The 14,725-nt window shown below is 48.8% G+C and carries 13 protein-coding genes; all 13 read left to right on the top strand.

What is annotated here, in order from left to right; translation table 11 throughout:
• The first annotated feature begins 52 nt into the window (after positions 1-52).
• The gene (locus EOE67_RS12775; protein WP_164852323.1) at positions 53-652 is read left to right on the top strand and encodes a chorismate--pyruvate lyase family protein; all 600 of its coding nucleotides are present in this window, start codon (positions 53-55) and stop codon (positions 650-652) included.
• Positions 649-1,518: a 4-hydroxybenzoate octaprenyltransferase gene (gene ubiA / locus EOE67_RS12770; RefSeq protein WP_206099584.1), complete on the top strand. Its 870-nt coding sequence runs from the start codon at positions 649-651 to the stop codon at positions 1,516-1,518. The genes EOE67_RS12775 and ubiA overlap by 4 nt, the downstream gene beginning before the upstream one ends.
• A gap of 141 nt (positions 1,519-1,659) precedes the next feature.
• A complete protein-coding gene (locus EOE67_RS12765; RefSeq protein ID WP_127699467.1) occupies positions 1,660-2,085 on the top strand; it encodes a DUF3429 domain-containing protein in 426 nt (141 codons plus the stop codon).
• 82 nt (positions 2,086-2,167) lie between these two features.
• On the top strand, positions 2,168-2,557 hold the full coding sequence (locus EOE67_RS12760) for a BlaI/MecI/CopY family transcriptional regulator (RefSeq protein WP_127699466.1): 390 nt from the start codon (positions 2,168-2,170) through the stop codon (positions 2,555-2,557).
• A complete protein-coding gene (locus tag EOE67_RS12755) occupies positions 2,550-2,744 on the top strand; it encodes a hypothetical protein (protein ID WP_127699465.1) in 195 nt (64 codons plus the stop codon). The genes EOE67_RS12760 and EOE67_RS12755 overlap by 8 nt, the downstream gene beginning before the upstream one ends.
• The gene (locus EOE67_RS12750) at positions 2,663-3,742 is read left to right on the top strand and encodes a M56 family metallopeptidase (protein ID WP_338069032.1); all 1,080 of its coding nucleotides are present in this window, start codon (positions 2,663-2,665) and stop codon (positions 3,740-3,742) included. The genes EOE67_RS12755 and EOE67_RS12750 overlap by 82 nt, the downstream gene beginning before the upstream one ends.
• Before the next feature lie 264 nt (positions 3,743-4,006).
• Entirely contained in the window at positions 4,007-5,326 is a 1,320-nt protein-coding gene (gene msrA, locus EOE67_RS12745; protein WP_240652806.1) for a peptide-methionine (S)-S-oxide reductase MsrA, read from the top strand.
• A 198-nt stretch (positions 5,327-5,524) separates the two neighbouring features.
• Positions 5,525-6,166 carry a DUF642 domain-containing protein gene (locus tag EOE67_RS12740; protein ID WP_206099583.1) on the top strand — a complete coding sequence of 214 codons (642 nt, stop codon included), beginning with the start codon at positions 5,525-5,527 and terminating at the stop codon, positions 6,164-6,166.
• Positions 6,167-6,660: 494 nt separating this feature from the next.
• A complete protein-coding gene (locus EOE67_RS12735) occupies positions 6,661-8,229 on the top strand; it encodes a Fic family protein (protein ID WP_127699463.1) in 1,569 nt (522 codons plus the stop codon).
• A gap of 146 nt (positions 8,230-8,375) precedes the next feature.
• Positions 8,376-9,233 carry a BrxR family helix-turn-helix transcriptional regulator gene (locus EOE67_RS12730; protein ID WP_127699462.1) on the top strand — a complete coding sequence of 286 codons (858 nt, stop codon included), beginning with the start codon at positions 8,376-8,378 and terminating at the stop codon, positions 9,231-9,233.
• A gap of 101 nt (positions 9,234-9,334) precedes the next feature.
• The gene (gene cas3 / locus EOE67_RS12725; RefSeq protein ID WP_127699461.1) at positions 9,335-12,016 is read left to right on the top strand and encodes a CRISPR-associated helicase Cas3'; all 2,682 of its coding nucleotides are present in this window, start codon (positions 9,335-9,337) and stop codon (positions 12,014-12,016) included.
• Positions 12,017-12,524: 508 nt separating this feature from the next.
• Entirely contained in the window at positions 12,525-14,150 is a 1,626-nt protein-coding gene (gene casA, locus EOE67_RS12720) for a type I-E CRISPR-associated protein Cse1/CasA (RefSeq protein ID WP_127699460.1), read from the top strand.
• Complete coding sequence (gene casB / locus EOE67_RS12715) at positions 14,147-14,716, top strand: type I-E CRISPR-associated protein Cse2/CasB (protein ID WP_127699459.1); 570 nt, start codon at positions 14,147-14,149, stop codon at positions 14,714-14,716. The genes casA and casB overlap by 4 nt, the downstream gene beginning before the upstream one ends.
• Positions 14,717-14,725: the final 9 nt, after the last annotated feature.

Raw genomic sequence — 14,725 nt, 5'->3', positions numbered from 1 at the left:
TTTTTGTCACGGTTGGCTGCGGCATCAGCTGAAAAATGCTGGTGGAGTTGTTATGATGCCGTCAGTTTTCGCGCTAACCATTCGATGTTTTTTTATGAAGTGTGATGAGATTTTCTCTTATGCCGGCTGGCAATTACCAGCAGTGCCATTGCCAAAGTCGCGGATGCCGGAACAAGCGTCAGCGCTTGAATTACCTGTAGAGTTAGCGCCCTGGTTGTTATGTCCGGGTTCACTGACGCAAAAGCTAAAATCCTTTCGATCTGGATTTTGGTTGCAGCTTTTCAGTGAGCAGACAGTCACATTACCGGTAGCTTTGGCCAATCGATGGCAAACAAAAATCGGCATGCAGCGGCAAGTCATTTTGTATTTAGGCGAGCAGCCTTGTGTGTTCGGCCAGAGTTTTTTGCCGGATCACACCTTACAGGCCCTGACGCCTTTGGCCGATCTTGGCGAGCAGCCACTCGGTGATTATATTTTCCAGCAACCGGATTTAGTCCGTGGCGAGATTGAAGTCGCCTGTTTTGCCGCAGGCTTGCAGTTACCAGCGCTTGGCGAGCAGCCGCAAGTCTGGGGCCGCCGGTCGTTTTTTGCCTTGCAGCAACACGAACTCTTGGTGCAGGAAGTATTTTTAGCAGGATTATTGCAGCAATGAACTGGCAACTTCAGACTTCAAAATGGCGTGACTACCGGCAACTGATGCGGCTGGATAAACCCATCGGCACTTATTTGTTGTTATGGCCAACGTACTGGGCTCTGTGGCTGGCGAGTGACGGAATACCTGCCATCGACATGCTGCTGATTTTCACGCTGGGCGTGGTGCTGATGCGCGCTGCGGGCTGCGTGATTAATGATTACGCCGACCGCAATTTTGACGGCGCCGTTGAGCGCACCAAACAACGGCCACTGGCCACCGGCGCCGTGAGTAGCAGCGAAGCTTTACAGCTGTTTGGCCTGTTGTTGGCATTGTCGGCGTTGTTGCTGCTGTTTCTCAATTGGCAATCGGCTGTACTGGCTTTGGTCGCAGTAGCGCTTGCCGCCAGTTACCCCTTTATGAAACGTTACACCCATCTGCCACAAGTGGTGCTGGGCGCGGCTTTTAGCTGGGGTATGGTGATGAGTTTTATGGCGATCCAGGGCCAGTTGCCGTTGTTAGTCTGGCTGATTTATGGCGCTAACTTGCTGTGGACGGTCGCTTACGACACCTTTTACGCCATGGTCGACAAAGACGATGACGAAAAAATTGGCGTCAAATCCACCGCCCGGTTGTTCGGGCGTTATGCGCTGTTTATGATCGCTATTTTGCAGTTAGGTATGCTGGCTTTATTAGAATGGGCTGGCGCCTTGGCCGGGCTCAGTCAGGCGTTTTATCTATCGTTGGTGGTCGCGCTGGTGTTGTTTATCTACCAGCATCGGCTCGCCAGACAAGGTCGCGACGGCTGCTTTAAAGCCTTTTTAAATAATCATTATGTCGGACTGGTGATTTTTATTGGTGTGGTACTGGGGCAAGCGGGATACTAGCGTCGGTTGCCTTTTGATCTATTTTTAGCGATTTTCGGTAGCTCAAGGCAATTTCAGGGCATTCTGCCAGATGTTGATTGACAGATCTGACTGCGATCTTGCAGCGTAAGCGTTGTTGCGCACCATCTCTGGAAAATAACAATGCATTCAGTTCGGTTTTTACAAGGCTTAGGTTACCTCGGGCTATTGCCCTTTATGTTATTAACGCTACTCACCTTTTTCCCAATCTGGCCACAGTTGGACGCTTTAACCATGTTCCAGCGTTACAGCGCTATTATTCTGGGTTTTATGGCCGGGGTTCTATGGCCGGTGTGGGCGCAGCAAGCGTCGGTGCGGCCGTTAGCGTTGTTTGCAGTTAGTTTGCCGGTACTGAGTTTTCTGGCGGGGTTATTACCGGCATCTTATACCTTAGCCATTGAATTGCTGCTGTTTATCGCGCTACGGTTAGGCGAGCGCTGGTTTGCGCTGGACGAGCAATATCACCCTTCTTACCTGCAATTACGCCGTCGCCTGACCTGGGTGGTGGTGGCTTGTCATTTATTGATGCTGGGTTTGTTACTGTCTTAAATTTTTATCGAAAAATACCTTGCCGCAATTGATTACATCTGTAATATTAAATCTATTACAGTTGTAATCAATGAGGTTTGAAATGAAAGACATCAGTCCGGCAGAACTTGAAGTGCTGAAAATTTTGTGGCAGCAAGCGCCACAAACCGCCAATCAGGTGGTGGATGCGCTAGCCGATGCCAGCCAGTGGCATGAGAAAACCGTCAAAACCCTGCTTAATCGTTTAGTGTCGAAAGGTGCTGTCAGTTTTGAAAAAGATGGCCGTGCTTATTTGTATTCCCCAGTCCTGCAACAACAAGATTATCAATATAAAGAAAGCCAGAGCTTTATCGCCCGGGTGTTTGCTGGTCGCATTGCGCCTTTAGTGGCCGGTTTTGCCGCCAGTACAACCCTGCAGGCGACTGATATTGATGAGCTAAAACAGCTGATCGCCGATTGGGAACAAGCGCAACAAGGAACGCAGGATGATTAACTGGATTTTCGCCCAACAGTTGCCGTTGTCTATGCTGCTGTTGGTGTTGCTGCTTGGGCATCAAAAACTACTGCAGACGCTTGGCGCCCGCACTTTATACGCCTTGTGGCTGAGTGTGCCGTTGTGGTTGCTGTCATCCACGCTTGCTGCACTACTGCCGTGGCGAGCAGTGCAGTCGAGATGTTGATTGTCAAAGTCACTGCGCAGCAATTACAGCAACTGCAACAACAACTGCAGCAACACGACTGGCTGGTTTGGGTGTGGGCGGTTGGCGTGATGGCCGTTGTCACCATGATTGGTGTGATGCACTGGTCGCTGCAACGGATGTTGCAACAAGCACAGCCAATACCAGTGAGCGACAGTGGTCTTCCGACAGGGCTTTGTTATCAGAGCGACCAGCTCACGGGGCCACATATCAGCGGTTTCCTGCAACCTAAAGTGTTGTTGCCACGCGATTTTTCCCAACGTTTTAGCCCACAACAACAACAGCTGATCCTGCGCCATGAACTGGCGCACTGGCAGCGTGGTGATTTGCATTGCAACTACCTGGCGCTGGCTCTGTTGGCAGTTTCCTGGTTTAACCCTTTGATTTGGCTAGCCTACCGCCGTTACCGGCAGGATCAGGAACTGGCATGTGATGCACTGGTGCTGAAAAATGCCAGTCAGCAAGACCGAATTGCTTACGGCTATGCGCTGGTGAGCAACTTACAGCAGGCCGCCAATGGTTGGCAGCCACTGACTTATCACTATGGAGATAAACAGATGATGAAACAACGTTTAATGCAATTACAGCAGAGCAAGGGTTTTAGCAAAACAGCGGTACTTGGCGGATTAGCACTGGTGGTTGCGAGCGCTTTATGGTTGCAGCAACCTGCGTATGCCGGTGCTGAACAGCCACAACCACAGATGCGGGTCGAGCCAAAATATCCGGTGCAGGCAGCACAGCAGCGCATCACCGGCTATGTGCAGGCGGAATTTAATATCCAGCCGGATGGTTCAGTGACGGATGTGAAAGTTATCAAAGCAGAACCTGCTGAGATCTTTAATAAAGAAGCTATTCGGGCTTTAGAAAAATGGCGTTATCAACCAAGTGCCGAAGGCGTAAAAGGCGCGACCGTGCAACTTGATTTTATGATGGATCCACCGGAATCGGGTATGGAACAAATTAAAGTGAAGTCTAAATAGTTGCCGGCCAACACTGAAACAGTGTCTTTACGGCACGGGTGGCTTTCAGGTATGTCGCTGACAAGCTAGTCACAACAGCAAAAGGGCCACGGGCTCTTTTGCTGTTGTGATTCTGATATTGATCACTAAAAGACCAAAACCTATTTTTCAGCGTATCCATTTATTACACAGACTTTTGAAAGTTATCTGCCGCCTGCACTGTCTTATGCTGTGCAAGCTGTTGGATGTGCGGATCATCAATCCGCCGTGATAAGGGGTAAATAAATGAAAATGTTTGGGTATATCGCAGCGCTGTTGGGTTTGTTGGGCGTGTTGGTGATTCTGAATACCATGCTGTTACGCCAACCTGCGGCTGCAGTGCCAGCGACCGTAGATCTGACAAAACCGATGCCGGCCAGCAAACAACTCGAAATGATAGTGCTAGGCGCCGGTTGTTTCTGGGGCGTCGAAAAACGCTACCAGGCGCTGCCAGGCGTGGTGGATGCGGTGTCCGGTTATGCCGATGGTCGTGGCCTATCGCCGACTTATTCGGAAATTACCAGGGCCAAACATCAACATAACCCGGATAATTTCGCCGAAGTGGTGCAGGTAACGTTTAATCCGGCGCAAATCAGCTTACAGCAAATTCTGCAGTTCTATTTTGAGCAGCACGACCCAACCCAGCTCAACCGGCAGGGTAACGATATCGGCACTCAATATCGCTCGACTATTTTGTTTGGCAGCGTCCAGCAACAGCAGGTGGCTGAGCAAGTCAAAGCGTCCTATCAGCAACGACTGACGGCTGAAGGGTATGGCGAAATCACCACTAATATCAAAGCGCTGGATAAATTCTATCCGGCCGAAGACTACCATCAGGATTATCTGGCGAAAAACCCGAACGGTTATTGCCCGGATCATGCCACCGGCGTGAAGTTTGATGCGTCAATGCAAACGGCTAAAACCAGCACCGACAACAGCAAGCTATTGCTGGGTAAGCAAATTGTGGTGATCGATGCCGAAGGTTATTGTCCTTATTGCGAGCACTTTAAAAAAGAAGTGGCCAATGCCTATCAGGGCACCATTCCAATGACTTTTCGCACAGCGGCAGAGCTTGATGGCCTGACGCTGAAAACGCCAACCTGGGCCACGCCGACTATTTTGTTTTTAGAGCAGGGCAAAGAAGTGTTCGGTCGCCAGGGCACTATGACGTCAGCCGAATTTTATAAAGCATTGGGCCATTTTAAACTGGGCGAATCAGAAGCCTTTAACGTGGCGTTTGATGAAGGCACCGACGGCCGGTTTTGCAAAGAATACGAGATTTTCAAAAACACCCCGGACGGCGTTTTTATCGACAAACTCAGCGGCGCCGCACTGTTCGACACCCGCGACCGATTTGATTCCGGCAGCGGCTGGTTATCGTTCACCAAACCAGTCGAGGGTTCTGTCATCGAAAGAGCCGATAATCGCTACGGCATGCAACGCGTAGAAATTCGTGCCAAAAGTTCCGGCATCCACTTAGGCCACGTCTTTCCTGACGGCCCCAACGGCCAGCCAAGATATTGTATTAACGCCACTGTGCTGGAGTTTGTGGCGCGCAAGTCCTAACGGCAGAGAAAAAGTGGTCGGCGCTAATTTTCGATAATTAGCTCCGACCACTTTTCATTTTTCATTACTAATCAAGCAGTTAATCTACCAAACTAATTGAATTAGCAATTGCTTAAAAAAAGTACTGTTCAGACCAGATCCAGATCAGTAGAATGCGCGGTCATGGCGTTGTTGCCGATTTTTTGAACAGGGTGAAGTATGCAGTTTTCTGGTTTCAAAATGTGGGTTGCAGCAGCAACTTTAGTGACAGCAACTTTCGTAACAAGCAGCGCGCAGGCCACGTTAATCGTCAACGGTGGCTTTGAAGCTAACCCACTGAAAAACAACCAATGGAGCTACTTTAGTGCTGACCAGGTATTGGGCTGGGAAGGCAGCAACGTTGAAATCTGGCATCACCTGAATGGTGTGCTGGCGCCAGAAGGCAACCACCACGCCGAACTGAATGCCGATGGCAAAAACAACGGCGCCTGGTCAATTTTCCAAACCTTCGCCACCACCAAAGGCCAGTTATACGACTTCTCGTTTTATTACCGCGCCCGCGCCAATACCAACGAAGCCTTTGAGTTCAGTATTGGCAACGTAGAAGCTCTGGTGCAACAACACAGCACCAGCGCCTGGAACAAATTCAGCGGCAGCTTTGTCGCCAACAGCACCAGCAGCACCATCCGTTTCACCTCATTAAATACCGGCACCGTCGGAAATTTTATTGATGATGTGGTGGTGACTCAGGCTCCTTCAGCATTAAAAGCCGAAGTACCAGCCGCACCAACGCTGGCGGTTTTAGGTTTAGGTTTAGGCTTACTGGCGTTGCTGTTTAGCCGTCGTCAGACTAAAGGCTGATTGAGTATTTCGATTTAGTCATCTGCTTTAGTACACTGATTTTAGAAAACGAGGCTCGGTTTAGAGTTAACGATGTTTGTTAACTATGGACTGGGCTTTGTTTTTTTGATTCCTTCTGCCGAACTCAGAAATATACTGCGCTAATGATTTCAGCAAATCGCCACATGAGCGGTTGGTTCGTTTGTGCCAAAAACGTGCGATTAACATTCCTAAACGCAGTTCTTGGAATGCCTCGCCACTAAATCATAAGTTATATATGGTGTCGCGCGAGCAAAATACATCAAACCTCATGCCCTGAATCACGACTAATGTTTATAGATTGTTGAAATTAGAACAAGAAGCGGCTAGCTTGAGGCATTAGTCGTGTTGCAGACTCCATATGCATGAAGATTCAGATCTTATAGAGCAAATTGCCACCAAAAAGTCTTCTGTCAAAAAAATTTTGATTTCACCGACGACGAACTGCCTAACTAAATTGAGCAAGGTCAAACACAGTGAACAGCAAACTCCCGATCAACCTCATCGATTTGTTACGCCAGCGCACTGTCGAGGGTGAACGTATCGAGTACAAATCTGGTTGGAATCCCGATGCGATCATCCGCACCATCTGCGCCTTTGCCAACGACTTTGAAAACCTCGGTGGCGGCTATGTGGTGATTGGTCAAGACTGTGACGCGAATGGTCAACCAGTATTTCCACCGGTTGGGTTAGCTGACAATCAACTCGACAAAATTCAGCAGGAATTGCTGGCGGCTTGCCAGTTGTTTCAACCACCGTACTTCCCGGTATTGAGCATTGAAGAAGTGGAAGCACGCAAGCTGATCGTGCTATGGGCACCAGGCGGGCAAAACCGGCCTTACAAAGCGCCGGAAGCCATTACCGCTAACAAGAAGACCTGGCGTTATTACATTCGGCGTTTCAGTAGTACGGTTGAGGCAAAAGGTGACGCTGAGCTCGAGCTGTTGAGCCTGGCTGCCAAGGTACCGTTCGACGATCGATACAACCAAACTGCTCTTCCTGATGATCTATCCAAGCCTTTATTGCAGGCCTTCTTGCATGAAGTGAACAGTGCTTTGGCTGAGAATGCCTCCATGTTGTCGGTCGAAGAATTGGCGCGGCAGATGAACGTGGCGGGCGGAGCTGCGGAAGCCGCGCGAGCCAAAAATGTCGGATTGCTGTTTTTTAATGAAACACCGGAACGATTTTTCCCCGGTGTGCAGATTGACGTTGTTTGGTTTCCCGAAGGCGCTGGCGGAGATCGCTTTGAAGAAAAAATCTTTAAAGGTCCTCTGGCGCAGATGACGCGTGAGGCGTTGCACTACATTCAGCGTAATTATTTGCGTGAGACAGTCATTAAACATCCTGATCGGGCCGAAGCCACACGTATTTGGAACTTCCCTTATGCAGCCATCGAGGAAGCTTTGGTGAACGCGGTTTATCACCGATCCTATGAAGAACGAGAGCCGATAGAAGTGCGGATCAGCTACGACGAGCTGGTGATCCTGAGTTTCCCTGGCCCGGATCGATCGATCCGTATGGCGGACCTCCAGGTTGGCCGTGCGGTTAGCCGTCGTTACCGCAATCGTCGGATTGGCGAGTTCCTGAAGGAACTACAGATGACGGAAGGGCGCGCCACCGGCATTCCGAAAATTTTGAAGGAAATGACGACGAACGGCTCACCTGCACCGAAGTTTGAGACCGACGACGACCGGCTTTCTTTTGTGATCAGGCTTCCTCGTCATCCGTTGTCTCTGGGTCCAGTCATCACTGGATGGGAAGTCACAGGTGAAGTCACAGGTGAAGTCGCAGGTGAAGTCACAGGTGAAGTCGAACGTGTGCTACGCGTGATGAGCGGCGAGATGTCCAGGCAACAAATCCAGTCGGCGCTTGGTCTTAAAGGCGACGATCACTTCCGCACAGCCTATTTAAAACCTGCATTGCTAGCACAGGTCATTGTGATGACCTTGCCGGACATACCTCGCAGCAGCAAACAACGATACCGTATCACGGACATCGGACAACAATGGCTGGCGACGCATTTGAGTACAGATAACAGTTTGTAATATCAGGGTCATAATATCGGGGACAGAACAAAATTAAGCTGAATGTCTGCTCTGCTTTACTAATTATTTTGCGACCGAATTATTTCCATGTATGGTGAATTGTTAACCTCGGCAAAGACCGCTGCATAGGCTGCATAGGAAGTGCAATGAAATCAAAACTCGAACTGACTCAAAGGTATTGGCTGATTGAATTATTGGCCTGGTGGGAAGGTCGGGTTTGTACCAGTCATTTAATCAAACATATGGCGCTGGGCCGGGGTCAGGCGCAAGCCGATTTAGCCAGTTACCAAAAGCTTTACCCCCGGCAATTACAACTGGATGCCAGTATCAAAGGCTTCCGGCCCACTGCAGATTTTTGCTGTCAGCTGATTTCCGGCGACGTGGTGGAATACCTGAACTGGCTGAGCTTGTCCCAGCAAACTTACCTTGAGATTTCCAGCGATCGCGAAAGCACCCAATGGCCATTTTACGCCTTAACGCTACCAGCGCGCCCGATTGAACCCAGCCTGATCCGCATTTTGGTGCAGGCCATGCGTAAACAGCTGCGGGTCGATTTAGCCTATTTGTCGCTGACCAACCCCACCGCCGAAGGCCGCATCATCGCCCCACATCATTTTGTCCGCACCGGCCTGCGCTGGCACGTGCGCGGTTACGACGAAAAACACCGGCAATACCGCGATTTTGTGCTGAGCCGGTTTCGCGGCGACGCCGAACTGCTGGATAAATCCGAATTCGGCGCCGCCCAAGACCCCGGCTGGCAAACGCAGCTGGAAATTCAACTCACCCCCGATCCACGCCTCTCCACCGCCCAACAACAAGTCATCGCCGAAGACTACCGCTTAACCGACGGCGTGCTCCGCCTACAAACCCGCGCCTGCCTCGCCCAGTACCTGCTGCAAGAAATGCAGGTCAGCCTCAAACCCGAACTGCATTCGCCGGAATCACAACAACTGGTACTACACAACCAAGCCGAACTGTCGCCCTGGCTATTCAGCCAACGCTGAAAAAAACCGCACCTGTTCAGTGAATATAGTGGTTTTTTGTGCAGTGTTGCGATTATGGGGATTGTTGGGTAGGGTGGTGTTAGACACAAGGAGCATAGTTAATGACAACAGCAAGTTACATGGGGTACTGGGGCAAAGCCAAAAAAGATCCAGAGCAGGCTGGGCCAGAGTATCACTTGTTGGCTTATCACAGTTTGGATGTGGCGGCGGTGGGTTGGCAGTTACTTAACCCGGACAATAAGTTGTGTCAGGAATTGGCTGATTTTCTGCAACTGCAACCAGCGCAGTTACAAAGCTTATTCACTTTTGCTCTGGCTATACATGATTTAGGAAAATTCACCGGTGCTTTTCAGGCTTTAAAAACATTCGAAACTACGGATTTGCATCAGTTTAAGGTGCGCAGACCCTATGATGGAGCTAAAGCCCGTCATGATATGTTGGGCTGGGCACTATGGCGAATGGCTATCGACGAAGATCTGGATTTACTTCAGTTGACAGGACTTTCACTTGCAGAGGCCAAAATTGATAAAGGGCTGGTGACCTTATTCCAAACTACTTGGGGGCATCATGGGAAGCCAGTGCTGCAAGGTCGTAACGTTGAGCTGGAAGATCATCTGGTTGACGCGAATATTCAACATGCTACTGAATTTATTAAAGATGTCGCGTCATTGTTTACGCCACAGTGGTCAGAGACATTTTTTACACCCGAAATTCAACAGCGTTTCCGGCAAATAAGCTGGCATTTGGCGGGTATCGGTATATTGGCAGATTGGGTTGGATCAGATACACGTTTCTTTCAGTATCAGAACAGCGCGGTTTCACTGGCAGACTATTGGTTGGTAGCATTGGACCATGCCAAACTCGCCGTGGCAGATACCGGATTATTTGATGCTTTTCCAGTCGAACCATTTAGCACTTTTAAACAGCAATTCGGTTTCGAACCCACTCCTTTGCAGCAGTGGGCAGCTGAGGTACCTATTCAGAACTGCCCCCAATTATTTATTCTGGAAGATGTGACCGGTGCTGGAAAAACCGAAGCCGCACTGACTTTAACCCAAAGAATAATGGCAGCAAATTTAGCTGATGGTTTTTACTTTGGCTTGCCATCAATGGCGACTTCGAACGCCATGTTTAAACGGATCCTTCGCCATTATCATCAGATGTATCAAGGCAATGCGCCTAGTATTGTGCTGGCACATGGCGCCAGAGATATGGAACAGAGTTTTCGTGACTTATTTCAAACAAGCGCATTCAGTGATGCTGATTACTTGCCCGATGAACCGACGGCAACTGCAGTTTGCCATCAATGGTTTGCTGACTCTCGCAAAAAAGCACTACTGGCCCCTGTCGGGGTTGGTACTTTAGATCAGGCTTTGTTGGCGGTGTTACCGCGAAGGCATCAGGCACTGCGAATGATTGGTTTACACCGTAAGGTGCTGATATTTGATGAAGTCCATGCTGCAGATGAATACATGCTGGTATTGCTACAAGATTTGTTGCAGCTCCATGCTCGGCAGGGAGGCAGTGTCATATTACTGACCGCAACTCTTGCCGAAAGGCAACGCAAGGAGCTGATAACACGTTGGCTGGACGTTTTTGGTCTTACCGCTCCGACAGAATCAAACAATTCATTTCCGTTAGCAACTCAGGTCGGGAATCAAAGTGTTTTACAGTCGGCGTTGTCGTCACGTGAAGATGTTTGCCGACAGCTTCAAGTTGTTTTTTTGCACTCAGTAGCTGCTTGCCTTGCCAGAGTAGAAGCCGCAGTGAGTTTGGGTCAATCCATTGTTTGGATCCGCAATTCGGTTGCGGATGCATTAATGGCTTATCAACTCGTGAGTACGCAATTTCCCGGTCAATGCTTGTTGTTTCATAGTCGTTTTACGCTACTCGACCGCCAGACCACTGAGAGCTCAGTGCTAACTATTTTAGGTAAAACCTCTACCGTTAAAGAACGTGCTGGAAAAATCATCATCACGACCCAAGTATTTCAAGAGAGTCTCGATGCCGATGCAGATGTGATGATTTCTGATATATGCCCTATTGATGATTTAATTCAGCGTGCAGGCCGTTTGCACCGGCATACCCGTGATACGTATGGCTGCTATCAATCAGGTATTCAGGATCAACGGCAAAAACCAGTGTTATATCTGCATTGTCCGGAATTCTCAGAATCACCAGAGACGAATTGGCTGTCGGCGCAGTTTCGAAATACCGAACTGGTATACCGTTCACCTGGCAGATTATGGCTTGGTTTAAGGGTGTTAATGCAGCAAGGTGCTATTCGCATGCCAGAGGATGCCCGGTTATTGATCGAATCTGTTTATGGAGAGAAGGCAACTCAGGACATTCCGGAAGCATTACAAACAGCTGAACAATTGCATTTTGGCGAAATTCAACGGAAAACTAATAAAGCGATGCAACAAACCATTGATTGGCATCAAGGTTATTGTGCCGAGAGCCATGTTTGTTGGGGAGAGGATGACAGTGATATCAGCACCCGATACAGCGATATGGAAAGTGTTGAAGTTATTGTATTAAAAAGGGAAGAGTCCGGGCAAATAATATTATGGGCACATGACCAGCAAAATGCGCTTGCACTCAGTAAATTAAAACTCCCGAAACACCACGCTGACAAACTACAGGATTTTGCTAAAAGTCTTCCCGTGAAAGCGGAGCAATTAAAAGCGCATTATAAGCAGGCGAGGTTTGCCATGTTTTGGCTGGCAGAGGACGATCAAATGTTTTGCTATTCAACAGAGACAGGGTTCTCCAAAAAATAATCCCCGCGGATGCGGGGAACGGTAGAAATACACCATCAGATGCGTTGCATCATTAAGGTTCATCTCTGCTTTGCAGAGAAGATGGAAGGATACGCGTATGAGAGTAGGTTTTCAATTTATTAAATAAAATGCTTTGCATCATTACTTATAAAAAATTTGACTTGTTCTTTTTTTGAACGTACTCTTGTTTTATCTGATTTAGGTAGAGCGTTCAAGGGGCGCTTTGCCCCAAGTACGCTCACGTTTCGCATCGTCGATACTACTTGTTCCAGACCTAGTTTGCAATAACGTGAACTAGTCATCCCGTTAGCTAAAAAGGGCAATATCATGCTTAAGTCCGACGATGTTGATGACTACATTTTAATTTTTCGACGCTTTAAAAAGGATAAATCTGGACAGTTACTTGATGCAAGGAAATACGGATTAAAGGCATGGCCTATTAAAATCCGAAAATCTGATTAAGTCATAGGAGTGGTGCTTGTGGCACCACTCTTTTTCAGGAGGTTAAATGAACTTACTTTTTGAACGATGGATCCCAGTGCGTTTGCAAAACGGCGAGCGGCGTAATATCAGTTTGAGTGACATCACCAGTCCACAAATCGCCGATTTTGCGTTTCCCCGTGCTGATTTTCAGGGCGCGGCATATCAGTTTGCCATCGGGGCATTGCAAACATTATTTGCACCGAAAGATGAAGAGTGCTGGTTCGATTTTTATCTGCAAGCGCCAACAGCTGTTGTTCTGCATGAAGCTCTTGAGAAAGGCCGGCATGCGTTTGAACTTATGGCAGACTCAGCGAATACCCCCCGATTTATGCAGGACTTTGACGCGTTGGAGCAAGCAGAAGCAGGCCCGGTTTCCGGACTATTGATCGAAGCCCCGGGTGGCAATACGCTGAAATTGAACACCGACCATTTTGTGAAACGGGGTTTATACGGCCAGTTGTCTTTGCCTATGGCCGCCATCGCCTTATTTACCTTACAAATTAATGCACCTTCCGGCGGGCAGGGTCATCGTACTGGTTTAAGGGGCGGTGGTCCTTTAACCACGCTGGTGTTGCCACATGATGCCGATGCGTCGTTGTGGCAAAAACTTTGGCTGAATGTACTGAGTAGGGAAACATTTCGGTATCAGGATCCAGATTTGCATAGCGTGTCAGTATTTCCCTGGTTAGGCCCTACCAAAGAAAGCAAACTTAAAGGAACTGAGGTTTACGCCAAAGATGTCCATCCCCTGCATATGTACTGGGCGATGCCCAGACGGATCCGACTGGAAGTGCAACATGGTTCTGCACAATGTGACCTGAATCAGCAACCGTGCGAGAGTTATGTGACCCACTATCGGACACAAAACTACGGTTGTAACTACAGCGGTAGTTGGTTTCATCCATTAACACATTACCGGGTGAATCCGAAAAAACCTGAAGAAGACAATTTATCCACCAAGGGACAACCTGGCGGCGTTACTTACAAATACTGGCAAGCGTTAACTTTACAAGATAAAGATGAAGGCAATATTCCAGCTTTGGTTGTAACAGCCTGCAGCAGTGAAAGAAATAGCCGGCTTAAAGGCGAGTATCAACGGCTATGGGCCTTTGGCTACGATATGGACAATATGAAAGCAAGAGGCTGGTATTCAACAGAGTTACCGCTTTTTCATATAAAGCCAAAGCAGCGTGAGCGATTACTTAAAGATATCAAGGCCGTTCAGCAACTAGCTGCAGAAGCAGTATGGTGTTGTCGCACGCAAGTGAAAGCTGCTTGGTTTGGCAAACCTGCAGATGTCAAAGGTGACACCAGTTTTGTTGATTTACAATTTTGGCAAAGGTCGGAACAAGCGTTTTATCAAACGATCGCACAGATACTGTCCGATGAGCACGCAACTGATTCGCTAACCCCAGATGCAGCTTTAAAGTGGCTGCTGGCATTAAAACATACCGCAACCGATTTGTTCGACGAACTTGTGCTTTCAGTCAGCGACAGCCAGAAAGACATTGCCCGCTCGGTGAAAGCCCGCGGCGCCCTCACTGGATGGTTTGTCGGCGGAAAATCAATAAAGAGTTTTAAACAGGCATACCAAATTCCGACTTTATCAACAGCGACACCAGCGAAAAATATGCAGGAGGCCAAAGCATGAGTGGGCAGCAAAAAGAGTTAGTGAATAAAGCAAAATGGCAGGCAGAGCAGTGGTGGCAACAGATGATGTTGCCACAAGCCGAACTTAACGTCCCGAAGGCGCCAGCCCGCTACAGAGCAGAACTACGCCGTTGTGGCAGTGCTGATGCGGCAATGCTGACGGAAGGTTTTAGAGTGTTGTGGTTGGCCTTACCTGCTGAGATTCGTGAGCAACATTCATACAGCATTGAAGCCTGGGCAACCGTAGCGGCGATACTTTCACATGTCAGTCAGGCTCAGGAAAAAACATTTGGTGCCAGCCTCGGCCAGCTGGATGCTAAGACGGACAAAGCGGTCGTCAGCGAACTTCGTTTACAGCAATTACAAGGGGCCAAAACCAGTCAGGATTTCTTCCGTCGACTGCATCGTCTGGTACGGCAGCTCGGTGGCAAAGCAAATCCAGAAGCATTGATAGCCGATATTCTGGATTGGTTTGGTGAACATTATACGCAGCAACCGCGTCGTGCAGACAAAAGAGTCGCGGTGCGCTGGGCGCTAGATTATTACAGTGTGCAAGCTCACGCCTGAACAATTAAA

Source organism: Rheinheimera riviphila (assembly GCF_004005945.1).
Classification (GTDB): domain Bacteria; phylum Pseudomonadota; class Gammaproteobacteria; order Enterobacterales; family Alteromonadaceae; genus Pararheinheimera; species Pararheinheimera riviphila.
The sequence above is the reverse complement of the archived record's forward strand: the minus strand, read 5'-3'. Positions and strand labels throughout refer to the sequence as shown.